General features: G+C 66.9%; 23 protein-coding genes. 4 read left to right on the top strand and 19 right to left on the bottom strand.

Features of this window, described 5'->3' with window-relative positions; all coding sequences use genetic code 11:
• Window positions 1-123: 123 nt before the first annotated feature.
• The 8 genes from GV832_RS11455 to GV832_RS11420 are packed head-to-tail and all read right to left on the bottom strand — an operon-like array spanning window position 124 to window position 8,234.
• Window positions 124-576: a hypothetical protein gene (locus GV832_RS11455; RefSeq protein ID WP_168774989.1), complete on the bottom strand. Its 453-nt coding sequence runs from the start codon at window positions 574-576 to the stop codon at window positions 124-126.
• 26 nt (window positions 577-602) lie between these two features.
• Window positions 603-2,114, bottom strand: a complete 1,512-nt coding sequence (locus GV832_RS11450; RefSeq protein ID WP_168774988.1) for a M81 family metallopeptidase — start codon at window positions 2,112-2,114, stop codon at window positions 603-605.
• 3 nt (window positions 2,115-2,117) lie between these two features.
• Window positions 2,118-3,059 (bottom strand): ABC transporter ATP-binding protein, encoded by a 942-nt coding sequence (locus tag GV832_RS11445; protein ID WP_168774987.1) that lies wholly within the window; start codon window positions 3,057-3,059, stop codon window positions 2,118-2,120.
• Window positions 3,052-3,993, bottom strand: a complete 942-nt coding sequence (locus GV832_RS11440; protein WP_168774986.1) for an ABC transporter ATP-binding protein — start codon at window positions 3,991-3,993, stop codon at window positions 3,052-3,054. Before GV832_RS11440 ends, GV832_RS11445 begins: the two co-directional genes overlap by 8 nt.
• Entirely contained in the window at window positions 3,990-4,814 is an 825-nt protein-coding gene (locus GV832_RS11435) for an ABC transporter permease (protein ID WP_168774985.1), read from the bottom strand. Before GV832_RS11435 ends, GV832_RS11440 begins: the two co-directional genes overlap by 4 nt.
• On the bottom strand, window positions 4,811-5,737 hold the full coding sequence (locus GV832_RS11430; RefSeq protein ID WP_168774984.1) for an ABC transporter permease: 927 nt from the start codon (window positions 5,735-5,737) through the stop codon (window positions 4,811-4,813). The genes GV832_RS11435 and GV832_RS11430 overlap by 4 nt, the downstream gene beginning before the upstream one ends.
• Window positions 5,738-5,749: 12 nt before the next feature.
• A complete protein-coding gene (locus tag GV832_RS11425; RefSeq protein WP_168774983.1) occupies window positions 5,750-7,321 on the bottom strand; it encodes an ABC transporter substrate-binding protein in 1,572 nt (523 codons plus the stop codon).
• A 16-nt stretch (window positions 7,322-7,337) separates the two neighbouring features.
• Entirely contained in the window at window positions 7,338-8,234 is an 897-nt protein-coding gene (locus tag GV832_RS11420; protein ID WP_354001955.1) for a MurR/RpiR family transcriptional regulator, read from the bottom strand.
• Between the two features lie 97 nt (window positions 8,235-8,331).
• Here GV832_RS11420 and menC point away from each other — a divergent pair, with 97 nt between their 5' ends.
• Together menC and GV832_RS11410 are read left to right on the top strand one after the other, a co-directional pair.
• Entirely contained in the window at window positions 8,332-9,447 is a 1,116-nt protein-coding gene (menC, locus tag GV832_RS11415) for an o-succinylbenzoate synthase (protein WP_168774982.1), read from the top strand.
• Window positions 9,444-10,151 carry a GNAT family N-acetyltransferase gene (locus GV832_RS11410; protein WP_168774981.1) on the top strand — a complete coding sequence of 236 codons (708 nt, stop codon included), beginning with the start codon at window positions 9,444-9,446 and terminating at the stop codon, window positions 10,149-10,151. Before menC ends, GV832_RS11410 begins: the two co-directional genes overlap by 4 nt.
• 18 nt (window positions 10,152-10,169) lie before the next feature.
• Here the strand turns inward: GV832_RS11410 and GV832_RS11405 are convergent, their stop codons facing one another.
• From GV832_RS11405 to GV832_RS11375, 7 genes are read right to left on the bottom strand one after another with little or no spacing between them, the layout of a single operon-like run.
• Entirely contained in the window at window positions 10,170-10,529 is a 360-nt protein-coding gene (locus GV832_RS11405) for a cupin domain-containing protein (protein WP_168774980.1), read from the bottom strand.
• 9 nt (window positions 10,530-10,538) lie between these two features.
• A complete protein-coding gene (locus tag GV832_RS11400; protein WP_168774979.1) occupies window positions 10,539-11,369 on the bottom strand; it encodes a dimethylsulfonioproprionate lyase family protein in 831 nt (276 codons plus the stop codon).
• Window positions 11,366-12,205, bottom strand: coding sequence for an ABC transporter permease subunit (locus GV832_RS11395; RefSeq protein WP_168774978.1), 840 nt, complete (start codon window positions 12,203-12,205; stop codon window positions 11,366-11,368). The genes GV832_RS11400 and GV832_RS11395 overlap by 4 nt, the downstream gene beginning before the upstream one ends.
• A complete protein-coding gene (locus GV832_RS11390; protein ID WP_168774977.1) occupies window positions 12,202-13,098 on the bottom strand; it encodes an ABC transporter permease in 897 nt (298 codons plus the stop codon). The genes GV832_RS11395 and GV832_RS11390 overlap by 4 nt, the downstream gene beginning before the upstream one ends.
• Window position 13,099: 1 nt before the next feature.
• Window positions 13,100-14,179, bottom strand: coding sequence for an ABC transporter ATP-binding protein (locus GV832_RS11385; protein WP_354001954.1), 1,080 nt, complete (start codon window positions 14,177-14,179; stop codon window positions 13,100-13,102).
• Window positions 14,172-15,275: a polyamine ABC transporter substrate-binding protein gene (locus GV832_RS11380; RefSeq protein ID WP_168774975.1), complete on the bottom strand. Its 1,104-nt coding sequence runs from the start codon at window positions 15,273-15,275 to the stop codon at window positions 14,172-14,174. Before GV832_RS11380 ends, GV832_RS11385 begins: the two co-directional genes overlap by 8 nt.
• Window positions 15,276-15,328: 53 nt before the next feature.
• Window positions 15,329-16,537, bottom strand: coding sequence for an aromatic ring-hydroxylating oxygenase subunit alpha (locus GV832_RS11375; protein WP_168774974.1), 1,209 nt, complete (start codon window positions 16,535-16,537; stop codon window positions 15,329-15,331).
• An 88-nt stretch (window positions 16,538-16,625) separates the two neighbouring features.
• Between GV832_RS11375 and GV832_RS11370 the strand changes: the two genes are divergently transcribed.
• Window positions 16,626-17,273 (top strand): TetR/AcrR family transcriptional regulator, encoded by a 648-nt coding sequence (locus GV832_RS11370; protein ID WP_168774973.1) that lies wholly within the window; start codon window positions 16,626-16,628, stop codon window positions 17,271-17,273.
• 10 nt (window positions 17,274-17,283) lie between these two features.
• On the opposite strand, the gene GV832_RS11365 is transcribed toward GV832_RS11370, so the two are convergent.
• On the bottom strand, window positions 17,284-18,414 hold the full coding sequence (locus GV832_RS11365; protein ID WP_168774972.1) for an aminotransferase class I/II-fold pyridoxal phosphate-dependent enzyme: 1,131 nt from the start codon (window positions 18,412-18,414) through the stop codon (window positions 17,284-17,286).
• 24 nt (window positions 18,415-18,438) lie between these two features.
• Between GV832_RS11365 and GV832_RS11360 the strand changes: the two genes are divergently transcribed.
• Entirely contained in the window at window positions 18,439-19,197 is a 759-nt protein-coding gene (locus GV832_RS11360; RefSeq protein WP_168774971.1) for an MBL fold metallo-hydrolase, read from the top strand.
• Here GV832_RS11360 and GV832_RS11355 read toward each other — a convergent pair.
• The 3 genes from GV832_RS11355 to GV832_RS11345 are packed head-to-tail and all read right to left on the bottom strand — an operon-like array spanning window position 19,190 to window position 22,000.
• Entirely contained in the window at window positions 19,190-19,915 is a 726-nt protein-coding gene (locus tag GV832_RS11355; RefSeq protein WP_227754374.1) for an SDR family NAD(P)-dependent oxidoreductase, read from the bottom strand. The genes GV832_RS11360 and GV832_RS11355 overlap by 8 nt on opposite strands.
• A gap of 52 nt (window positions 19,916-19,967) precedes the next feature.
• The gene (locus GV832_RS11350) at window positions 19,968-20,600 is read right to left on the bottom strand and encodes a response regulator transcription factor (protein ID WP_168774970.1); all 633 of its coding nucleotides are present in this window, start codon (window positions 20,598-20,600) and stop codon (window positions 19,968-19,970) included.
• A gap of 2 nt (window positions 20,601-20,602) precedes the next feature.
• Window positions 20,603-22,000, bottom strand: a complete 1,398-nt coding sequence (locus GV832_RS11345) for a sensor histidine kinase (RefSeq protein ID WP_168774969.1) — start codon at window positions 21,998-22,000, stop codon at window positions 20,603-20,605.
• Window positions 22,001-22,084: the final 84 nt, after the last annotated feature.

The following is a 22,084-nucleotide window of genomic DNA, read 5'->3' as shown; positions in this document are numbered from 1 at the left end:
TGGGAAAGAAGGGCCGAAGCCGGTCCATCTGGGCTTCGGTCAGCCAGAACAAGTTGCTCATAAATCAGGTCTCCTGGCCGACCGTGAATCACGGTCTTAGAGCGTGATCAATGGGTCCTGACCCTAGGCAAAGCCCTTGGGGATGGCGCGGCCCGGGTCGGGGCTCAGGCCCTCTTCGGCCAGGAGCTCTTCGGCCATGGCATCGGCATTGGGCCCAGCATGGGCGAGTTGGCGCCAGATCTCCTTGACCGGGGCCAGGATGCGCGGCTCGGACAGGGCGCGGGCCGAATGCAGCCAGATGGTCAGCCCATCGGCCTGATCCCAGGTGCGCGCCTTGCGCAGCGCGTTGATCCGGGTCTGGGTCGCGCTGGTGAACTTCTTCAGTGCCGGGGCTTTCCAGGAGGCCATGGCGTAAAGGTCGGTGCCTTCGACCGCCTGGCGTGCCGCCCAAAGCCGAGCCATGGCGGCATGGGCGTCCAGGATATGCGGCTTGGCGGTGCCGAGCTTGTCCGAAAGCTCTTGCGCCTCGGTCACCAAGCCTGCCACGGCCTTCTCGGCTTTCCAGTCGTTGAACATCGGCGCCCCCTTCGGTCGGGCCAGCCTTAGCCCGGAATGCCGCCGCCGGAAAGGGCGAAGCCCTCGCGGTCCAGGGGCCACACCGGGCGGCGCACGCGGGTATAGGGCCGCAGATGTGCCTGGGGCGTGGCCAAGGCGCCCGTGTCACAGACCACGACCCTGGCCGCGATGGGCTCATAGGCCGCGCGGAAATGCTGCATCGACTTGACGACCAGGAAGCGCAGGGCTTCCGGCGCAATCCCAAAGGCGCGCAGCTGTTGCAGGTCCAGCATCTGGCCCGAGAGCGTCACGACCAGCACGTCGATCCCCTGCACCCGGAAAACCGCCGTCTTGCCCCAGGAATGGGTGATCCCGCCCAGGATCGGCCCGTCCCCGGTATAGGTGCCGTCCGAGAGGTGGATGATCTCGCCCGTCACCGTCAAAGGCCCCCCGCCGAAGGAGGCATCACATTTGCCGCCCAAGGCCAGGGTAACGCGGTCGCCGACCCCGTGGCGATGGAGCTCCGCCGCCGCTTCGGGGTCGATCATCGGCGCAAAGGCGCCTCCCCCGGCCCCCGCCTGCAAGAGCGCGCCCAAAAGCGCCGTCGCATCGCCGTAGGCCCCTGCCCCGGGGTTGTCGGCGTAATCGGCAATCACCAGTGGAGGCGCTGCGGGATGGGCCAGGGCGAGCGCTGCTGCCGCCTCGGGCGTGAGGAAGGTGTTCGCCACCGTCCCGCGCTGATCCCAGATCGTCTGGGCCAGAGCCATGGCGATCTCTGCCGCGCGGGTGGCCTGGCCGTCATGGGTCACCAGCACCGTGGGCCCCATTTCCGCGATATCCGCCTCGGAGAAGCCCGCGTTGACCGAGACGGCAAGGATCCCCGGCTCGGCCTCATGCGCAGCGGCGCGGGTATAGAGCGCCGCCGTCTCCGGCACATCGGTGCGGCCCGCGTTGGCCTCGTCCAGCATCGGCACATGGACCCGCAGGGTGCGGGGCGTGATCTCTCCCCTCATCGTCCGATCCAGAAGCCTTGCCGCATGGGCCCCCGTCACCCGCATATCGACATGGGGATAGGTCTTGTAGCTGACGAAGATCTGCGCCTGCTCCACCATGGCCTCGGTCACCATGGCGTGGAGGTCCAGCGTCACCGCAATCGGCAGATCCGGCCCCAGGATGGCGCGGAGGCGGCGGAGAAGCTCGCCCTCGCCATCCTCGCAAAAGACCGGAACCATGGAGCCGTGAAGACTTAGCAGCACCCCGTCCAGCGTGTCCTTATGCGCCCGGGCGCCGTCACAGATCAGCCCCGCGATATGGTCGAAGGCCTCTTGCGCGACCCTTGCCCCAGGGGTGGCATGGGCCGAGACCGTATGGGTCAGCCGCCACCCCGCCTCATCGGCCACATCCATGAAGCCCGCCAGTTCCTCATTCACCCCGCGAAAGCGGTCCAGCGCGACCTGGCCCAGGTCCAAAACATCGTCGCGGAAGTCCTGCAACCGCGTCTCGCCCTTCTTGAAGGTGTTGCTTTCATGGACGAAAACGCCGGTCAGCACATGGAACATCGGTCAATCCTTCAGGGGGTGGAAGCAGGCCACGGGATGGGGCCCCGGCTCCAGCTCGGGCCGCTTCATGCGGCAAAGGTCAGAGGCGCGTGGGCAGCGGCCCGCGAAGGCGCAGCCAGGGGGCAGGTCGAAGGGGCTGGGGATTTCACCGGTCAGGGGGGCCAGGGCGCGCCTTTGCCCCGGGTCCGGCACGAAGGCCGAGGCCTGCAGCGCCGCCGTATAGGGGTGGCGGGGCGCGGCATCGGCACGCGGCAGGACCTCGACCACCGCGCCGAGATACATGACCAGAACCCGGTCGCAGAAATAGCGCACGAGGCCGAGGTCGTGGCTGATGAAGAGGTAAGTCAGGCCGCGCTCGTCGCGCAGTTGCGACAGGAGCGCGATGATCTGGGCCTGGATCGAGACATCGAGCGAGGCGGTGGGTTCGTCCAGGACGACCAGGTCGGGGGACAGCGCCAGCGCACGGGCGATACCGACGCGCTGCCTTTGCCCGCCCGACAGCTGATGCGGGTGGCTTTGCGCCATTGTCGCAGGCAGGCCCACGGTCTCCAGCATGGCGCCGGGGTCGGGGGCCTTCTGGTCCTGGACGGTGAAGGGCTCGGCCAGGACCTGGGCCAGGGTGAAGCGCGGGTCGAGGCTGGAATAGGGGTCCTGGAAGACCATGGCCATGCGTTGGCGCATCCGCCGCAGCGCAGGCGCGGAGAGCGCCCGAAGGTCGGTGCCGTCGAAAGTCACCTGCCCTGAAGTGGGCTCGATCAGCCGCAGCACCAGCCGGGCCAGGGTCGATTTCCCGCAGCCGCTTTCGCCAACGACGCCCAGGACCTCGCCTTTCCGCAGCGAGAAAGAGACCTCGCGGACGGCCATCATGGTGCGGGGGCGCTGGAAGAGGCCGCCGCCGGATTGGAAGCTTTTGGTCAGGCCCTTGACGGTCAGGAGGTCAGGCATCGGCGCCTCCGGGGAAGTGGCAGGCGGGGTTGCCCTGCGGGGTCTGCGTCGCGCAGACGGCTTGCGCGCGGGGGCAGCGCGGGTGAAAGCGGCAGCCCGGGGGGAAGGTGAGCGCGCCCGGCACCGTGCCCGGGATGCCCTGAAGCGTGCCCTTTGCCATGCCCTCGGTCGGGATGCAGCCGATCAGCGCCCGCGTGTAGGGATGACCGGGGGCGGCGAAGATTGGCGCGGTCGGGCCCTCTTCGGCCAGGCGGCCCGCGTAAAGCACGGCCACCCGGTCGCAGAGTTGGGCGACGACGCCCATGTCATGGGTGATGAGCAAAAGCGCGAGGCCCCTGTCGCGCACCAGGGCGCCGAGGATCTGGATGATCTGCGCCTGGACGGTCACATCCAGCGCGGTCGTGGGCTCGTCGGCGATGATCAGGTCGGGGTCTCCGGCCAGGGCCATGGCGATGACGATGCGCTGCTTCATCCCGCCCGAGAGCTGGTGCGGCCAGGCATTGGCCACGGTCGCGGCCTCGGGGATGCGGAGCTGGGTCAGGAGGTCCACGGTCCGGGCGCGGGCCTGGGCGCGGGTCAGGCCGAGGTGCAGCCGCGAGACCTCGTCGATCTGGGCGCCGATGCGGGTCACCGGGTCCAAGGCCGTCATCGGGTTCTGGGTGACAAAGCCGATACGACCGCCGCGCTGGGAGCGGCGCTGCGCCTCGGTCATCGCGGCCATGTCCTTTCCGTCGAATGCGACGGCTCCGCCGGTGATCCGCCCGCCGATCAGCGGCAAAAGCCCCATGGCGGCGAGCGCGGTCAGCGACTTGCCCGAGCCACTTTCTCCCACCAGGCCCAGGATTTCTCCCTTGGCGACCGACAGGGAAATCCGGTCCAGCAAAGCCACCTGGCCGATGGAGACGCTGACGTCTTTAAGCTGCAAGAGGCTCATACCGGGCCTCTTAGTTTGGCCTTGATGTCGAGGGAGGCGACCAGGGCGTCTCCGGCCAGGTTGATCGCCACCACGGTGAGGGCGACCATCAGGCCGGGGAAGATGATGATCCAGGGCGCCTTGAAGATCAGCGCCGAGCCCGCCGACATCATGCCCCCCCAGCTTGGCGTCGGCGGCTGCGCGCCAAGGCCGAAGAAGCCAAGCGTGGCCTCCAGGATGATCGCGTCTCCGGTGGCCAGCATGGCCGAGACCAGGACGGGGGCGAGGGCATTGGGGAGGAGGTGGCGCAAGAGGATATGGGTGTTTCCGGCGCCCAGGGAGCGGGCGGCCTCGATGAAGGTCTCGCCCTTCAGGGTCAGTATCTGGGCGCGGGTGAGCCTGGTGAACTGCGCCAGGTAGGCGACCGCGATGGCGACCATGGTCCCGGTCGTGCCGGGGCCGATGATGGCCACCAGGATCAGGGCGATGAGGATTTCGGGGAAGGACCAGGTGAGGTCCACGGTGACGGTCACCGCCCGGTCGAACCAGCCGCCGAACCAGGCGGCCGCCGCCCCAAGCGCCATGCCGCAGGCGACCGAGATGGCGATGGCGGTGACCGAAACGCTCAGCGAGGTCCGGGCGCCATGGATCAGCCTTGTCAGGAGGTCGCGGCCGAATTCATCGGTGCCGAGCGAGTGGAGGGCCGAGGGCGCGCCATAGGCCTCTTTCAGGACCTGGATGTCGTATTGATAGGGCGAGAGGTCGGCCAGCAAGGCCGCCAGCACGACCAGCACCAGCCAGGCAAGCGACAGGGCGGGGATGGGGTGACGGAAGGCCCTCATGAGAGCGAGGCCCTGACGCGGGGGTCCATCAGGGCTTGCAGGATATCGCCCAAGAGGGTTCCCAGCATGACCGCCATGGCGAGCATCAAGAGACAGGCTTGCACGACGGGGTAGTCATGTTGGCTGAGCGACTTGATCAGCAGCGTCCCGAGGCCGGGCCTTGCAAAGACGACCTCGACGGTGACGGCGCCGCCGAGGATCCAGCCGATCCTGAGAGCAAGGATGGTCACCACCGGGATCAGCGCATGGCGCAGGACGGCGCCAAGCTGGATGCGCAGCGGGCTTAAGCCCTTGGCGTGCAGGAGGAGGACGAAGTCGCGCCCCGAGGCCTCGATCATCGAGACGCGGGTGATGCGGGCGACGAGGGCCGTGCCGCCGAGGCCTATGGTCAGGACGGGCAGGACGAGCGAGGACCAGCCCCGCGCGCCCGAGACCGGGAACCAGCCCAGCCAGACCGAAAAGACCAGCATCAGGATCAACCCCAGCCAGAAGCTTGGCATGGTCGATCCCACCAGGACCCCGCCCATGATGGCGCGGTCGGCCCAGCCGTCGCGCTTCAAGGCGGCCACCACGCCCAGAACCACCCCCAGCACCGAGGAAAACAACAGCGCAAAGCCCCCCAGCATCAGCGAATGCGGCAGGGCGGCCGCGATCAGGTCGGCCACCGGGCGGCGGGCCACAATGGCCGTCCCGAGGTCTCCGGTCACCACCTTGCCCAGCCAGATCGCATATTGCACCGGCAGGGGGCGGTCCAAGCCGTAGCGCGCCTCCATCTCGGCCCGGGCCTCAGGTGAGGACCCGACCTTCAACAGGTTGTCGATCGGGTCGCCCGGGATGAAATGCAGGATGGCAAAGATCACCACCGAGACGGCGAGAAACACCGGCACGAGCATCAGGACCCGCTTGATCAGGTATGACATCATGCCGGCGGCCTTTTACTCTTTGACTTCCATGTCCATGATCGCGATGGCGCCGACGCCGATGCCATTGATCACCTCGGGCAGCGCCAGGCGGTCCTTGTTATAGGCCACCGCATCGACCGGCTGATAGATCGGCGCCATGGGGAACTGGGTCAGGACATAGTCGTGATAGGCGGTGAAATTGGCCACCCGCTCTTCCATGTTCTTGGAGCCGGTCATGGCCTTGGCGCGCAGCTCTTCGGCCTTGGGATCGTTGAACATCGAGACATTGGGATAGCCCAGACGGTCGCCACCGAAGAACCAGTCGACGATATCGGCATTGTCCCAGTTGTAGGAGCGGACGGCGGCCTGTTGCTCACCCGTCTTGTATTGGTCGCGGATCATGGAACTGTCGAAGGTCGTGATCTCGGCCTCGATCCCCACGGCTTTCAGCTGGGCCTGCACGACCTCGGTCAGGCGGCGGAAGACGCTGTCGCTTTGGGTCCAGAGGGTGATCTTCAGGGGCTGGCCGTCCTTCATGCGGACGCCGCCCTCACCCATCACCCAACCGGCCTCGTCCAGCAGCGCATTGGCCTTGGCCGGGTCATAGGAGATCTTGGACGTGTCCGAGACATGGCTTTCCGGCAGGGCCGAGATCAGGAAGGTGTTGGCCACCGAACCCACGCCGCCAAAGACCGAGGCCAGGATTTCCTCCTGGTTGATCGCCTTGGCCGCGGCCTCGCGCACCTTGATGTCGTCGAAAGGCGCCTTGGTCACGTTCATCGGCATGTAATAGACGTCCTGGCCGGGCATGGTCAGGAGGGTCAGGTTGGCCTCCTTCTGGACCTCGCCCATCAGGTCGGCCGGCACCGTCATCAGCATGTCGACGCCGCCGGTCTTCAGCTCCAGGAAGGCGGTGCTGTCTTCGGGGATCTCGCGGAAGGTCAGCCGCGCGATCTTGGCCGGGCCCTGGTTCTTGGCCAGGGGCGAGCCCCAGGTGTAGTCGTCGTTCCGCACCAGAACCGTCTCTTGCCCGATGGTGAAGCTCTCCAGCTTGAAGGGGCCGGTGCCATAGACCTCGGTCACGCCGTAGTTGTCGCCCAGCGCCACGAAGGCCTTGGGCTCCACCACCGACATGAAGCTGGAGGAGAGGTTGTACAGCATGTTCGGCTCGGGCCGCGACATGACGAATTTGACGGTCAGGTCATCGACGACCTGAACCTCGGCAATGGCCTCGACCATATAGGCGTTGTCGGACCCGGCAAAGAGCGGGATCCAGTCCTTGATCGTCTGGGCGTTGAAGGGCTCGCCATTGTGGAACGTCACCCCGGGCTTGAGGTGGAAGGTCCAGGACATGCCGTCGGCGGCCTCTTCCCAGCTTTCCGCCAGCCAGGGGTGATAGGAGAGGTCGGCGGCCTGAGAGACCATGCGGTCGAAGATCAGCGTCGTGGCCTTGTTCAGGTTCCCCGCCTTGATCGGGTTATAGGTCGGCGTGCCGACCTCGGAGGTCGCCAGCACGAAGACCGCCTCTTGCGCCTTGGCCGCGCCCATCAGGGCCGCCAAGCTGACCGAGGCGGCCAGAAGGGTCTTTTTGAAGGAAAAGGTCATGATATCCTCACTGTTGCTAGGGTTTGCCCGGGTTGCGCCCCGGGGCGGTATGTCCGATGAAGTCGCTGTAAAGCGCCGAGACGCGGGCCATGCGGTCCTCGACCTCGGCGCCGAGTTCGGCAAAGACCCCGTTGACCAGGAGCCCGATCAAGGAGGACATGGCAGAGGTCGTGTCCCAGAAGTGGTTGAGGTCGGTGGGCACCGGGAAGACCTCGGTCACAAGGCCGGGCGCCCAGTCGCAATAGGGATCGGTGATCAGGGTAACCGGGATGCCCTCGTCCCGAGCAGCAAGGGCCAGGTCGCGGGTCAGGCGGGAATAGCGGCGGCCGTCGACCAGGACGAGGGTGGTCTCCTCGGGGTCCGACAGCAGGACCTCGGCGAAATGCCCGCCCGCGACATCGGCCAGCTGCACCCCGGGGCGGAGGTATTGCAGGTTATGCACCAACTCTGCCGCATGGCCCCGCTCGGTCTGAAAGCCCGCGACAAAGACATGCCGCCTGCGGGCCAGCCTTTGCACCGCCGCCGCAAAGGGCGCGCTGGCGGCCAGTTCATAGACCGTGACCAGGGCGGCAATCTCACGCTCAAGCGCGCGGGAGAGTTCATGGCCGTCGCGCGAGCGCGCGTGGAATTCCTTCAACCGGTCGCCGATCAGCCAGGCCTTGTCGCCAAGGTCGGCCTGCAAGGACCCCTTCAGCTCTTTCAGATGCCGATAACCGATCGACCGGCAAAACCGCCCCACCGAGGCCTCCGACACGCCCACCTTGGCGGCCACGGTGGCCGCCGTCTCGAAAGGGAGCGCCGAGAGGTTGGTCAGCAGGTAATGCGCAATCGCGCGTTCGGAGGGCGTGCCCGCGTCCTGCGCCTGGGCCAGGCGGTTGCGCAGATCGCTGGTGCTGTCGGACCCGTCGTCCACCCTGATCTCCCTTGGTTAAAGAAAGAGTGACAGGAAACTTTCAATCGGTCAATCTTGCAAGTAAGCTGAAACGAACCCTCCGGGACAGGAGCCCAAAATGACAGCACCCTTGAAGATCGAGGCCGCCACCCTGCGCCTGGTGCGCCTGCCGCTGGTCACGCCCTTCACGATTGCGACGGGGACCTTGACCGAGAAGGTCTTTCCTCTGCTGACGCTGAAATCGGGGGGGCTCGAGGGCTATGCCGAGGGGGTGATGGACCCGCTGCCCGACTATCTGGAAGAGACCGTGGCAGGGGCCATGGACCTGTTGGAGAAGGTGCTTCTGCCGCAGGTCCTCGGCCGCAGTTTCGCCAACCCCGAGGCGCTGGCTCGGGTTCTGGCGCCCTGGCGGGCCAATCACATGGCCAAGGCGACGGTCGAGATGGCCTTCTGGGACCTTTGGGCGAAGAGCCTTGGCCTGCCCTTGCAGACGCTACTGGGCGGTGAGGGGGATGCGATCGACGTGGGCGTCTCGCTGGGGATCGGGCCGATTGCGCAGACGCTGGAGCGGGTGGGCAGCCACCTGGACCAGGGCTACAAGCGGATCAAGCTGAAGGTGAAGCCGGGCCATGACCTGGGGCTTCTGCGGGCGGTGAGGGCGGAGTATCCGGACGCCCATCTGACGGTGGACGCCAATTGCTGCTATACCTTGGCCGACAGCGGGCTGATCGCGGCGATGGATGACTTTGGGCTCGATTACATCGAACAGCCGCTCGCCTGGGACGACATCCACGACCACGCGACCTTGCAGCGGCGGATCAGGACGCCGCTTTGCCTCGATGAATGCATCCGCACCCTCGACCACGCCCGCAAGGCGCTGCAAACCGATGCGGCGCGGGTCATCAACATCAAGGTGGGCCGCGTCGGAGGCCATGTCGAGGCACGGCGCATCCATGACCTTTGCTCCGCCTTCCAGGTGCCGGTCTGGTGCGGGGGGATGCTGGAATCAGGCGTGGGCCGCGCCCATAACATCCATATCTCGACGCTCCCCGGCTTCACCAAGCCCGGCGACACCTCCTCGGCCAGCCGCTATTTCACCCGCGACATCGTGGAACAAAAGCTGGAAACCACGGCGGGCCGGATGCCGGTGCCCAAGGGCCCGGGGATTGGCGTGACGCTGGATCTGGATTACCTGCCCCATGCCACAATCTCGCTTGAGGATTTTTCCGCATGACCGACGTCACCTTCCGCGATTTGCACGGCATGGCCGAGCTGCAAGAGGCCGAGGCCCTCCAGCGCGCGGTCTGGGGCGAGGGCGACCAACCCGACCCCGCCGACCTGATGCTGGCGATCCAGGCCGCGGGCGGGCTGGTGGGCGGCGCCTTCGTTCAGGGGCGGCTGATGGGCTATGTCTTCGGCTTTCCGACGCGGGAGGCCACAGTCCAGTACTCGCACCGCCTGGCGGTCCTGCCCCAGGCGCGGGGTCTGGGGCTTGGGGTGCGGCTGAAGCTTTACCAGCGCGGCTGGTGCCTGGCGCGGGGGATCGCAAGGGTGCGCTGGACCTTCGACCCTTTGCGGGTGGTCAATGCGACTTTGAACATCGACCGCCTGGGCGCCGAGGCCGGGGTCTATCTGCGCGATTATTACGGCGAGATGGCGGGGATCAACCGGGGCCTGGGCTCTGACCGGCTCTTGGCCGATTGGGAGCTGGCCTCCCCCGGCGTCTCCGCCCGGCTTGGCGGTCAGGCCCCGGCGGTGGCCTCCGAACCCCTGGCGCTCCCCCTGCCCGAAGATATCGCGGCCCTGGCCGCCCAGGACCCCGACCAGGCCGCAGCCCTGCGCCAAGCCCTGCGCGCGGCGCTCGAGGCGGCCTTTGCATCAGGCCGCCGCATCGTGGGCTTTGACCGCAGCGCCCGGGTCTATCACCTGTCGCTTTAGCGGGTCGAGATCCTTGCCTTAGCGGGTCGAAATCTCCGGCCCCGCGATATGCACGGCCAGAAGGCAGCCGTTCGGGGTGTAGGAGTGATGCTCGGTCCCGTCGCGGTAGAAGACCAGGTCGCCCGCCTTGAGGACGCGACCATCGTCCTCGATCAGCTCGCCCTCCAGGATCAGGAACTGCTCATGCCCGTTGTGGATATGGCGGCGCGTCGTCATGCCGGCGGGCATGCGGTAGACGTGAAAGCCCTCTCCGAGCGGCGTCGTCGGGTCGAGTTGCAGGATATCGTCGCCCAAGGCCACACCGTCGGGATAGACGAAGGGGGTAAAGGTGGCCTCATGGATATTGGCGATCTTGCGGTCGTCGTCAGAGAAGGTCATGCGGGCTCCTTACAGGCGCAGGGTTTCCAGGGCGGGCCAGTCATCGGCAGGGATGACGAGGGCGGGTTTGTCGGTGTCTCGGGTCCAGCCGTAAAGGCAAAGATAGGGCATGGGGCCGATCTTGATCAGGTGGGGCTGCAGGGACGGGTTCCAGACCGGCTGGTGGGCGGGTTTGATCACCAAGGGCGCCTTGGGGTCAAAGCGCCAGCCGTGGGGGCCGGTGAGCGGCGCGTAAAGCTCGGGCGCGGGGTGGTTGTGGTCGCGGTAGACCACATGGGGCGCGATCAGGAAGAGACCCAGGTGGAAGTCGGGCGCGGGGATCGGGGCGCCCTCGCCGATCAGCAGGGCATAGGCGTTGCCGTGCAGGAAATCGGCGCCGATGGTCTCGGCCGGGTAGCGGTCATAGGGGTGCCAGTGCAGGAGGGGCGCCACCTGGGCCAGGGCCTGGGCCAGGGCGGGATGGGTTTCGTGCAGGGCTTTCAGGGCTGGGGGGAGGTGCGTCTCCACCACCGGATGGGACTGCGGGTCCGGCGGGAGGGGTGCCGCGCGGTGGGCGGCGATCCCGGCGCGGACCTCGGCCAGGCCGGGGCCCTGGAGCGTCGCGAGGTAGCGGTCGGCCTCATCCACCGCTGTCAGGATCGGGTCGTCAGGCCAGGAGTCTTGCGGCAAGGGCAGTCCTCGATCGGCGAAGGTGGCATTGGGCGGCCCGTCATGGGCGGCGGCGACGCGGTAGGCCTCGAGCTGGGCGGGGCTGAGCGCGCCTTGCGCGTAAAGCGCCATGGCGCGGGCATAGCGCGCGCGGCCTGCGCCGGGGGCGGGGGGGATGCCGAGGAGGCTCATCCTTGCGCCCTATAGGCCAGGCGCTCGTCCGCCATGCGCCGCGCCTCGGCCCGGTTCATCGCGATACCGGCGATGACGACGCCAAGGCCCACGACCAGGACCATCAGGGTCGCCAAGGCGTTGATATCCGGCGTGACGCCGAGTTTCACCTTGGACCAGATCAGGAGCGGCAGGGTCGTGCTGCCGGGCCCCGTGGTGAAGGAGGTGATCACCACGTCATCCAGCGATATCGTAAAGGCCAGAAGCCAGCCCGACAGGATCGCCGGAGAGATCACCGGCAGGGTGATGTCCCAGAGCACCTGCCAGGGACGGGAGCCCAGGTCCATCGCGGCCTCCTCGATGGCGCGGTCGGATTGCAGGAGCCTTGCCTGGACGATGGTCGTCACGAAGACCATGGAAAAGGTGATATGGGCCAGGGTGATCGTGGTGAAGCCGCGTTGGGCGGGCCAGCCGATCCAGTTGGCCAGAAGCAGGAAGAAGATCAGCGAGGAGACGCCGGTGATCACCTCTGGCATGATCAGGGGGGCGGTAACGAGGCCGGAGAAGAGCGTCCTCCCCCGGAATTTCGTGAACCTTACCAAGGCGATGCCCGCGAGCGTCCCAAGGATCGTGGCGAGCGTGGCCGAGACGAGGGCGATTTTCAGCGACAGGGTCAGGGCCTCGATCACCTGCTTGTTCGAGAAGAGCGAGACATACCACTTGGTCGAAAACCCGCCCCAGACGGTAGCAAGCCGGGAGGCGTTGAAGGAATAGACCACCATCGACAGGATGGGGACGTAGAAGAAGGCGAAGCCAAAGCCCAGCATGGTGATGAGGAATGTCGGGCGGCGGTTCATTTGCTGCCCTCCGCCCTTGCCTGGTAGTGGCTGTAAAGCATCGTGGGGCCGACCATCAGCGCGAGGAGCGCCACCGCCACCGCCGAGGCCATGGGCCAGTCGCGGGCCTGGGAGAACTGGTCCGAGATCACCCGCCCGATCATGGGGGTAGAGGCATCGCCCACCAGGGTCGGGATCACCAGCTCTCCGGCGGCGGGGATAAAGACCAAAAGCCCGCCCGCGATGATGCCGGGCACGGATTGCGGCAGGGTGACGTCCAGGAAGACCTGCCAGGGGCGGGAGCCCAAGTCCAGCGCGGCCTCGTCCAGGGTGGGGTCGAGGCGTTCCAGGCTGGCGTAAAGCGGCAGGATCATGAAGGGCAGATAGGTATAGACCATGACCAGGATGACGGCGAAGTTGGAATGCATCATCGGCAGGGATTTCACCGCCCAATCGGCAGGCACCAGCCAGTTCCAGGCATCCGTCAGCCCCTGGTTGAACCAGGAGGATTTGCCCATCAGCCCCATCCAGGCATAGACCCTGAGCAGAAACGAGGTCCAGAAGGGCAGGATCACCAGCATCAACAGGATGTTGCGGGCGGAGCGCGACACCCGGGTCAGGCCCAAGGCCATGGGATAGCCAAGCAGAAGGCAAAAGACCGTCGTCCCCGCCGCATTCATCAAGGAGATCAGGAAGGCGCGCAGGTACAGGGGCTCGGAGACCAGGCGTTGGTAGGTTTCCAGGTTAACCCAGGGGTGCTCCCCGCCAAAGGAGAAGGGCGGCGCGGTCGGCGTCTTGGTCGCGACCGACATGGCGACGACGATCAGGAAGGGCACCAGAAAGAAGAGGGCCAGCCAGAGATAGGGCAATCCGATGATCAGGTCGCGCCAGCCCCTGCGGTGGAACCAGTTCATCCTAGCCTCCCAGCACGATGGCGGCGGAAGGGTCGAAGGAGAGCCAGACCTGGTCGTCCCAATCGGCCACCATGGCCACGCCGCGGGCCTGGTTCACCGCATGGGCCTGGACCAGGGCGCCCGAGGCGAGCGTGATGCGGTAAAGGCTGTCCTTGCCGAAATAGGCCAGGTCCTTGACCACGCCCTGCACCGCATTGCCCGGGGGGCGGGTCTTGGAGATCACCAGCTTTTCCGGCCTCAGCGCCAGGGTCACCTTGGCGCCGGGGGCGAAATCGGCCTCGCGGGTGGTGACCTCTTGCCCGAAGGCCGGGACATGCAGGGTCAGGGTGCCGGGCGCGCGGGCGGTGACCTCGGCCTCAAACGAAGTGATGGCGCCGATGAAGGAGGCGACAAAGCGGTTGACCGGGTATTCGTAGATCTCGGTCGGGCTGCCCACCTGCTGGACCTGGCCCTTGTCCATGACGGCGATGCGGTCGGAAAGGGTCATCGCCTCTTCCTGGTCATGGGTCACGACGACGAAGGTGACGCCGATGCGTTCCTGGATCTCCATCAGCTCGAACTGGGTGTGTTCGCGGAGCTTCTTGTCCAGCGCGGCAAGGGGTTCGTCCAAGAGAAGCAGTTTGGGTTGCCGCGCAAGCGCCCGGGCCAGCGCCACCCGCTGCCGCTGCCCGCCCGAGATCTGGTGCGGCTTGCGGGTCGCCATGGGGGTCAGCTGCACGAGGTCCAGCATTTCGCGGACGCGGTCCTTGCGCTGCGCCACCGAAAGCGGCTCGTGCTTCAGCCCATAGCCGATATTCGCCTCGACCGTCATATGGGGGAAAAGCGCATAGCTTTGGAACATCATGTGGACCGGGCGCGCCCAGGGGGGGACGCCCGCCATGTCGCGGCCCTCGATCAGGATGCGGCCCGCGCTTGGCTCTTCGAAGCCCGCCAGCATGCGCAACAACGTGGTTTTCCCGCAGCCCGACCCGCCCAGAAGCGAGAAGATCTCGCCCTTGGCAACCGAAAGCGAGACATTTCGGACGGCCTGGAAGGGGCCGAAACTCTTGGAGACCCCCTCGATTTGCAGGAACTCAGCCACCGGTCTTGATCTCTGTCCAGATGCGGGTGATGGCCTCTTCCTGGGCATCGGTCAGGGGGGCGGGGGTATACATCCGCGCCAGGGTCTCGGCATCGGGATAGATCGCCGGATCGCTGGCGATGGCGGCGTCGACGAAGGCGGTCGCCGCCTTGTTGGCATTGGCATAGCCGGTGAAGTTGGAACAGGCCGCCACGACCTCGGGGCGCATCATGTAATCCAGGAAGAGATAGGCGTTCTCCAGGTTCGGAGCATCCGAGGGGATGGCCCAGAGGTCGAACCAGGCGGGGGCGCCGGATTTGGGCACGAAATAGGCGAGGTTCAACTCGATCCCCGCCTCGGCCGCCCGGGCCTTGGCCACGCCGTAATCGCCCGACCAGGTGTTCGCCACGCAAAGCTCCTTGTTGGGCAGCGTCGTCAGGTAGTTGGCATTGTCGAAGGTGGCCACGAAAGGCCGCAGGGGCGCCATGGCCTCGGCCATTTTGGCATATTCGGCCTCTCCGGCCGTATTGCTGTCCAGCCCGATATACTTCAGCACCATATAGCCCCAATCCGTCGGGCTATCGAGCAGCGAGATCCCGCAATCGGCGAGCTTCTCGGCATTTTCCGGCTTCAACAGCACGTCAAGGCTGTTCAGGTCGATATCCCCCAGCCGCTCGCGCACCATGTCCAGGTTATAGGTGATGCCCGTAGATCCCCACATATAGGGCGAGGTATAGGCATTGCCGGGGTCGAAGCCCTCGACGATCTTCAGGATGGCGGGGTCCAGGTTCTTCCAATTGGGCAACCGCGCGCGGTCGAGCTTCTGATAGACCCCGGCCGCCACCATGCGCTGCAGCTTCATCCCCGACTGGATCACCAGGTCATAGCCGGTCGATCCCGCCAGCATCTTGGCCTCGGCCTCTTCGGAGCTCGCGTAAAGGTCATAGACGACCTCGACCCCGGTCTCAGAGGTGAAATCGGCCAAGGTCGTCTCGCCGATATAGTCCGACCAGTTATAGACATTGACCACGCCAGAGGCGGCCCAGGAGGGGCGGACCCAAGGCGCAGCAAGACCGGCCCCAAGGCCAAGAAGGGCGGAACGGCGGTTCGGACGCATGGTGATCTCCCTGGGTGTCGCCTCTGCTGGGCTTTTGCGAAGTCTGTCCCCGGTCAGGGGAGTTTGCCAAGCATTTCCGCATTGAGCCGCGCGATTTCCGATTCAGGCGGGGCCTTGGCCAGGCGCATGACCGGGATAAGGGCGCGCAAGCGGTCGTGATGGGCGCGGAGCCCGTATTCCAGGTCAGAGAGGTGGAAGCCCTCGAAGGCCTGGGACTTCATCGACTCGTTCGACCAGATCGTCAGCTGCTGATCCTCGGCCGAAGTGTCGCGGTCGATCCGCATCGCCAGGTAGCGGGCGAGGCGCTGGCGGCGGGTCTCCTCGGGGTAACGGTATTGGCGGCCCGTCAGGCGGGTCTGGCCGGGACCGATCGGGATTTCATGGTAGAATTGCGCGCCCTCGGGGGTGAAGGCGAAGACGATGGCGGGGAACATCCCGTAATAGGTCCAGGTCTTCTTCAGGTGGTCAGGCAGGCCCGGCGGGTCCTCCGACAGCTTGACATATTCCTTCACCGACCAGCGCCGCCCCGGCTTGTCACCAAAACCCCCGCGCGAGAAGTTGATGCCGCCCTGAAGCTGGTGGTCGGCATAATCGCGCCCGTAAAGCTCTTGCAGCGAAGGATGGGCCAGCGCCACATGATAGCCCTCGTTGTCGACATCGCGCACCGATTTCCAGTTCACCGGCAGCTCGGTCAGCCAGCTCGATTCCCCCACCGCCAGAAGCCCCGCCGCGCGATAGGCCGCGAAATCCTCGGCGAAGGGCGCCAGAAGCTCGGCGACCGAGGGCTGCGGGCCGGGGTGAAAGCGCAGGAAGAGGAAGCCGTGGAAACACTCCATCTCGATGGGTTTCAGGCCGAATTTCTCGCGGTCGAGAGCCCCGAAGCTCTCGGGCCGCGCCGCACCGCGCAGGGTGCCGTCCAGGTTATAGACCCAGCCGTGGAAGGGGCAGACCACCGCGCCCCGGCAGTTGCCCTGCACCCCGTCCACCACCCGCGCGCCGCGATGGCGACACAGGTTATGGAACGCCCGCACCACCCCATCCTGGCCGCGCATCACCACCGCGCGCTCGCCCAGGATGTCGAAGGCCAGCCAATCCCCCGGCGCGGGAATGTCGCTGGCATGGCCCACGACCTGCCAATGGTTCAGGAAAACCTCGCGCTCCAGGTCAAAGATGGCGGGCGAGTGATAGGTCCAGGCGGGCAACCCGCTGCGGTCCCAGTCGTTCGGCGTGGCTTCGGTCGGAAAGGGCAGTTGCGCGGTCATGGGCGGCTCCTCCTTGGCACAGGATTTCCCGCCATTGACTGACTTGTCAATCAGATTATAACCAGCCCGTCCCTCGCAGGAGCCCGTCTTGACCGCCGATCCCGAAAAACCCCCACGCACCCTGGCCCGCGAAGCCCGCCGCCTTCAGGTGATCGAGGCGACGATTGCGACGCTTGCCGCAAGGGGCCATGCGCGCACCACCCTGACCGAGGTGGCGCGGACGGCGGGGATCAGCCATGGCCTGGTGCTCTTTCATTTCGACAGCAAGGAAAAGCTTCTGGCCGAGACCCTGGCCTTTCTGGCGGAGGAGTATCAGACCCATTGGCAGGCCGCGCTGGACGGGGCGGGCGAGGACCCGGCGGACCAGATCCTCGCCTTGATCGCGGTGGATTTCGCCCCCGCGCTGACGACCCAAGCCCGGCTTGGGGCCTGGTGCGCCTTTTGGGGCGAGGCGCAGAGCCGCCCGGATTACCAAACGGCCTGCGGGGAAAAGGACGCCTCCTATGTCGCCAAGATGGAGACCATCTGCGCGGCGCTGATCCGGCAAAGGTCCTATCCCTTGGACCCGGTGATCGCGGCGCGCATCCTGCGGGTGGTGATCGAGGGCACCTGGCTTGACCTGATGACCCTGCACACGCCCTATGCCGTCGACGAGGCGCGGCGCACGGTCATGACGGCGCTCGCGCTGTGCTTCCCCCGACACTTCGCGCAGGACGGCAGCCGGTTGCGGGCTTAGGCTGCCCCGCCTATGCTCCTGGCCAGTCGTTCAAGGCCCTTGCAAGGCGGGAAAGCCCGTCCTGCAGCTTGACCCCTGCCCCGCCACCGACGCCCAGGCGGATATGGCCCGGCAGGTCATAGGCGCTGCCGGGCAGAAGGAAAGTCCGGTAGGGCGGCGCCAAGAGGAAACGCGCAAAGGCCTCGCTGTCCATCCCCGGGGCCAGGCGGCCAAGGCCGATGAGGCCTGCACGCGGCGGCACCCAGGTCACCCGATCTTGCGCTGCGACCCAAGAGGCAATCTCGGCCAGGTTGGCCCTGCCCTCGGCCCTGGCCCGCGCCAGGGCGGGGGCGTAGCGGGCCGGGCGGAGGGCCACCTCGGCGATGACCTCACCCATGATGTTCATGATCTCGCTGGCGTTTTCGCGCAGGATCAGCGCATCCCGCATCAGCCCCGCATCGCGGCAGATCAGCCAGCCGGTCCGCAACCCCTGCAGCCCCAGGGCCTTGGAGACCGAGCCCGTGGTGATCCCCCGAGCGTAAAGCCCCGCCACCGAAGGCGCGCGCGGGGCGTCCCATTCGAGTCCCGCATAGACCTCGTCGACCAGAAGCCAGGCGCCCACACGGTCGGCGATGGCGACCACCTCGGCAAGCTCCTCCGCCTGCATCAAAGCCCCGGTCGGGTTGTTCGGATTGGTCAGGAAGACCAGGCGCGTGCCGGGCGTCACCGCCTCGGCCAGCCGGTCCAAGGGCAGACGCCAGCCAAGGGCCTCTTCGCGCCAGACCTTGACGATCTCGGCCCCCTTGGCCTTGGCGATGACCTCGGCTTGCGGCCAGCCCGGGGCCTCGATTACGATCCGGTCACCGGGCTGGAGAAACTGCATCAAGACGAGGTAATTCGCCTCCGCCGCCCCTGCGGTGATCAGCACATCCTCGGGGGCGCATAGCCCCACCAGCCCGGCCTGGGTCAGCACATGGTCGCGCAACTCCGGCAGGCCGCGGAAATCGCGGCCGTTCCAGTCCAGGCTCAGGTCGGGGTCAAGGTCGGCCAGGAACTCCCCCAGCTTGGGCGAGGCCGAGAGCGAAAAGCCGACGATAGCCTCGGGCGCGGATTGCGTGGTTTCCAGAAGATACTGGAACAGCGTGTGTATCTTGACTTTCATGGCCCCGCCCCTCTTGATCGGCCCATGATGGAACAGTTTGCGCTGCGGGGGAAACCCCTCTCTCTGGCCGTGCTGGATTACGGGCTCTTCAAGGTCCATTCCGGGCCGCGCATCATCGGCATCTGCGGCTTTGCGATCCGGACCGACGCCGGGGAACTGGTGCTGATCGACACGGGCTTTCCGGGGAAATATGTGACCGACCCCCAGGCCGCGACGGGGGAGGACGGGCTCGGCGCCTTTGGAGAGCTTCTGGAAATCGGCCCACAAAACACACCCCAGGCCCAGTTGGCGCTTTTGGGGCTGCGGCCTTCCGATGTCACGCTGATGATCCAAAGCCACACCCATATCGACCACCTGGGCCATATGGGCGCCTTCGCCCCGGCCCCCATCCTGATCGCCAAGGCCGAGCGCGACCTGCCCAAGCCGCTCTACTGGTCGGGCGGGCAGAAGATGGACTGGCCCGAGGCCGATTACCGGCTGGTGACCGAGGACCTGACCCTTGGCCCGGATTTCGAGGTGCTGTTTTGCCCCGGCCATGCGCCGGGCCAGCTGGCCTTCCTTCTGCGCCTTCCCCAGACCGGCTGGATGCTCCTGACCTCGGACGCGATCAGCCGCCCGGCAGAGATCGACGAGGGCTTTGCGGGATCGTGGAATGTCCCCCTCGCCATTCACCACGGCGCGCGGATCATGGCGCTTGCGCGGGCGCGCGGCGCCCGGGTGATCTATGGCCACTGCCCCGCGCAATGGCCCGACCTGCCCAAGGCGCCCCGCTGTTTCACCTGACGTCGCGGCCCTGGTTCAGGATGATCACATTGCCGCTGGAGACATCCCCGGCCGAAGAGATCAGGAACCCCACCCAGGCCGCGATTTCAGAGGGTTGCATCGCGTGGCCATGCGGCATGGCCGAGATGGCGCGGGCCAGGACATCCTCGGTCAGGACCTTGAAGAGCGGCGTTTCCGTCATGGCGGGGGCAATGGAATTGACCGCGATCTTCTCGCGGGCATAGCGGCGGGCGAGGTCCTTGGTCAGCGTGTCCAAAGCGGCCTTCGAGGCCCGGTAATGCGGCGGGTCGAAGACCTCGAAGTTATAGGCCCCGTTCGAGGAGATATTGACGATCTTGCGCACGCCCGGGCGGCCCTCCATCAAGGGGATCGCCGCCTGGCAGCAATGAAAGGCGCCCGAGAAGTTCAGCCGCATCTGGGCCTCCAGCTCCTGCGCCGGGATATGCGGGAAGTCCGACATGAAACAGGTGCCCGCGTTGTTCACCAGCGCATCCACCCCGCCGTGAGCGGCCCCCACCTCGGCAAAGGCCGAGGCAATCGCCTCCGCGTCCATCAGGTCGACCCGCAGCCCGGTGAAGCCCGGCGCGGCCATCTCTGCCAGCCCCGCAGCGTCGATATCCATGCCCACGACATGCAGGCCATCGGCCATCAGCCGCGCGCTGATCGCCCGCCCCAGGCCCCCCGCCGCCCCCGTCACCACTGCCACTTTCGTCATCATATCCCCCTCTGTCGCGCGCCAGTTGACCCCAAGAGGGCCCCGCCCGCAAGGCTCAGACCAGGTCCAACAGCCGCGCCTTGATCGCGGCCTCGGTCCGGTTGGCGGCGCCAAGACAGGTCAGCACATGGCTGATGTGGGATTTCACCGTCGAGGGCGAGAGGTCCAGAGCCCGGGCGATCTCCTTGTTGGACTGGCCCTTGGCGATCAGGTGCAACACATCCATCTGCCGATCGGTCAGCCGGGCGGTCAGTTGCGCCACATCGTCGCGCTGGAGGGTTTGACTGCGCGAGGTGGCGATATCGGCCAGGCGCGGCGGCAGGTAGCGCCCGCCCGCCAGGATCAGCCGCATCGCCGCCTCGATGATGGCGCCGCTGGCGGACTTGGGCGCAAAGCCCGCCACGCCCCGCGCCAGAAGGTCCAGGAGAAGCGCGTCATCCTCGGTCCCGGTCACCACCAGGACCGGAACCCCCGGCGCCGCCCGGATCAGCCCGTCGATCCCGGCCAGGGGCGCGGCCCCGGGCATCACCAGGTCACACAGGATCAGGTCATGGCCCAAGGCCGCCTTGGCCCAGGCCGTGGGGAAATCCCCGGCAAGATCGACCACCGCCCCGGGCCAGCCCATCGAGACCGTGCCGCCCAGGGCCTCGCGCACCAGGGCATGGTCGTCGCAGATCAGAAAGCGCATCGTCACTCCTCCTTCAGGCCGGGGAATTCCAGGTAAAAGGCGGCGCCTCGGGTCCAGGCGGGTTCCAGCCCCGCAGAGCCCCCCATGAGCCGCGCGATCCGCCGCACCGAGGCGAGGCCGAGGCCGAAGCCGCCCTTGACCCGCGCCCCGCTGTCGCCACGGTAGTAGTCGTCGAAGACCCGGCCCATATCGACCCGCGCGATGCCCGCGCCATTGTCGATGACCCAGACCCGGACCAGGCCGCCCGCCTGGCGCACCCCCACCAGGATGCGCGCGGCGCGCGCATGGGTGATGGCATTGGCGACCAGGTTGCCCAGGGCGCGCTCGAAGAGCACCCGGTCGACCCGCACCCTTGCCCGACTGGGCAGGACCGTGATCCGCGCCCCCGCCTCCTCGGCCGAGGGCGCGAATTGCGCCGCGACGCGGGCCAGGACCGGGCCAAGCTCCAGCGTCACCAGATAGGGATCGACCGCATCGGCCTCGAGCCGCAGGTGGTTCAGCATATGGGAGATCAGCTGGTCGGCGGCGGCAAAGGCGCGGCGGACACCATCCTCGGCCCGCGCCCTTTGCGCCGGATCGGGGGCGCGCAGGACCTGGTCGAAGAAGAGCCCCGCCGCTTGCAGGGGTTGGCCGAGGTCATGGCTCGCCGCCGCGATGAAGCGCGTCTTGGCGTCGCGCTCTTCGGCTACGGCTTGCAGCGCGATCTCCAGCCGGGCGCGGGCCTCTTCGGCGGCGCGGCGGGCGGCCACCGTCTCGATCACCGTGCCGGGCAGATAGCCCGCGAGGACAAAGAACATCCCCCCGACCCCGAAGCTGAATGCCGCCATGGCAAGATCCAGCCCCCCGCCCCGCAGCGCGAACCAGGCCACCAGCGACCCCGCGCTGGCCAGGATGCCGAAGCGGTTGGCCGCCACGTTCTCGGGCGCGGCGATCAGCTGCGCCGGAGAGCAGATCAGGAACATCCCCGCCAGCATCATGCGCGGCGCAGGCTCCAGCGCCGGGAAGAAGCCCCAGATCGCCCAGGCCACCAAGAGCTGCGAGACCAGGATGATATAGACCGAGGCCTTGCCCCAGATCAGCACGGTTTCACGCGGGCCGGGGCGGCGCCAGGCCATGACGGACACCAGGGCGGCCCAGGAGGCCAGGAAGACCAGGGCCGCGCCGATCCAGAGTCCGAAGCCCTGAAGTCCCCGCGCGATGAACCAGACCACAACCACGCCGCAGCCATAGGCGAGCAGCGTCACGACCCCGGCCAGAAGCAGGGGCCGCAAGGGATGGGAGACCGCGAAGTCCCGGTCGGCATCCTCGAAGGGGGAGGGGCTGGTGAACATGGCCCATGTTCCCATGCCGGGGGCAGGCTTGGCAATCGGCGAGGCCCCCTCTGCGATGGCATGGGCCATCCGGCCTAGGCCATCGCCTCGGCCATCTGGCCGATAGGCCGCCCTGCCCCGCACCGTTAACCTGTTTGCAGAAGGGGGCGGTCT

Source organism: Stagnihabitans tardus (assembly GCF_009925085.1).
GTDB lineage: Bacteria > Pseudomonadota > Alphaproteobacteria > Rhodobacterales > Rhodobacteraceae > Stagnihabitans > Stagnihabitans tardus.
The sequence above is the reverse complement of the archived record's forward strand: the minus strand, read 5'-3'. Positions and strand labels throughout refer to the sequence as shown.

What these genes read in the sequence shown, in the direction of transcription:
- GV832_RS11410 (WP_168774981.1), top strand. Translation starts at nt 9,444, where the DNA reads ATGACCGACGTCACCTTCCGCGATTTGCACGGCATGGCCGAGCTGCAA.
- GV832_RS11345 (WP_168774969.1), bottom strand. Translation starts at nt 22,000, where the DNA reads ATGGCCCATGCCATCGCAGAGGGGGCCTCGCCGATTGCCAAGCCTGCC.
- GV832_RS11455 (WP_168774989.1), bottom strand. Translation starts at nt 576, where the DNA reads ATGTTCAACGACTGGAAAGCCGAGAAGGCCGTGGCAGGCTTGGTGACC.
- GV832_RS11425 (WP_168774983.1), bottom strand. Translation starts at nt 7,321, where the DNA reads ATGACCTTTTCCTTCAAAAAGACCCTTCTGGCCGCCTCGGTCAGCTTG.
- GV832_RS11395 (WP_168774978.1), bottom strand. Translation starts at nt 12,205, where the DNA reads ATGAACCGCCGCCCGACATTCCTCATCACCATGCTGGGCTTTGGCTTC.
- GV832_RS11380 (WP_168774975.1), bottom strand. Translation starts at nt 15,275, where the DNA reads ATGCGTCCGAACCGCCGTTCCGCCCTTCTTGGCCTTGGGGCCGGTCTT.
- GV832_RS11430 (WP_168774984.1), bottom strand. Translation starts at nt 5,737, where the DNA reads ATGATGTCATACCTGATCAAGCGGGTCCTGATGCTCGTGCCGGTGTTT.
- GV832_RS11400 (WP_168774979.1), bottom strand. Translation starts at nt 11,369, where the DNA reads ATGAGCCTCCTCGGCATCCCCCCCGCCCCCGGCGCAGGCCGCGCGCGC.
- GV832_RS11390 (WP_168774977.1), bottom strand. Translation starts at nt 13,098, where the DNA reads ATGAACTGGTTCCACCGCAGGGGCTGGCGCGACCTGATCATCGGATTG.
- GV832_RS11450 (WP_168774988.1), bottom strand. Translation starts at nt 2,114, where the DNA reads ATGTTCCATGTGCTGACCGGCGTTTTCGTCCATGAAAGCAACACCTTC.
- GV832_RS11435 (WP_168774985.1), bottom strand. Translation starts at nt 4,814, where the DNA reads ATGAGGGCCTTCCGTCACCCCATCCCCGCCCTGTCGCTTGCCTGGCTG.
- GV832_RS11350 (WP_168774970.1), bottom strand. Translation starts at nt 20,600, where the DNA reads ATGCGCTTTCTGATCTGCGACGACCATGCCCTGGTGCGCGAGGCCCTG.
- GV832_RS11355 (WP_227754374.1), bottom strand. Translation starts at nt 19,915, where the DNA reads ATGATGACGAAAGTGGCAGTGGTGACGGGGGCGGCGGGGGGCCTGGGG.
- GV832_RS11365 (WP_168774972.1), bottom strand. Translation starts at nt 18,414, where the DNA reads ATGAAAGTCAAGATACACACGCTGTTCCAGTATCTTCTGGAAACCACG.
- GV832_RS11375 (WP_168774974.1), bottom strand. Translation starts at nt 16,537, where the DNA reads ATGACCGCGCAACTGCCCTTTCCGACCGAAGCCACGCCGAACGACTGG.
- GV832_RS11445 (WP_168774987.1), bottom strand. Translation starts at nt 3,059, where the DNA reads ATGCCTGACCTCCTGACCGTCAAGGGCCTGACCAAAAGCTTCCAATCC.
- GV832_RS11405 (WP_168774980.1), bottom strand. Translation starts at nt 10,529, where the DNA reads ATGACCTTCTCTGACGACGACCGCAAGATCGCCAATATCCATGAGGCC.
- GV832_RS11440 (WP_168774986.1), bottom strand. Translation starts at nt 3,993, where the DNA reads ATGAGCCTCTTGCAGCTTAAAGACGTCAGCGTCTCCATCGGCCAGGTG.
- GV832_RS11360 (WP_168774971.1), top strand. Translation starts at nt 18,439, where the DNA reads ATGATGGAACAGTTTGCGCTGCGGGGGAAACCCCTCTCTCTGGCCGTG.
- menC (WP_168774982.1), top strand. Translation starts at nt 8,332, where the DNA reads ATGACAGCACCCTTGAAGATCGAGGCCGCCACCCTGCGCCTGGTGCGC.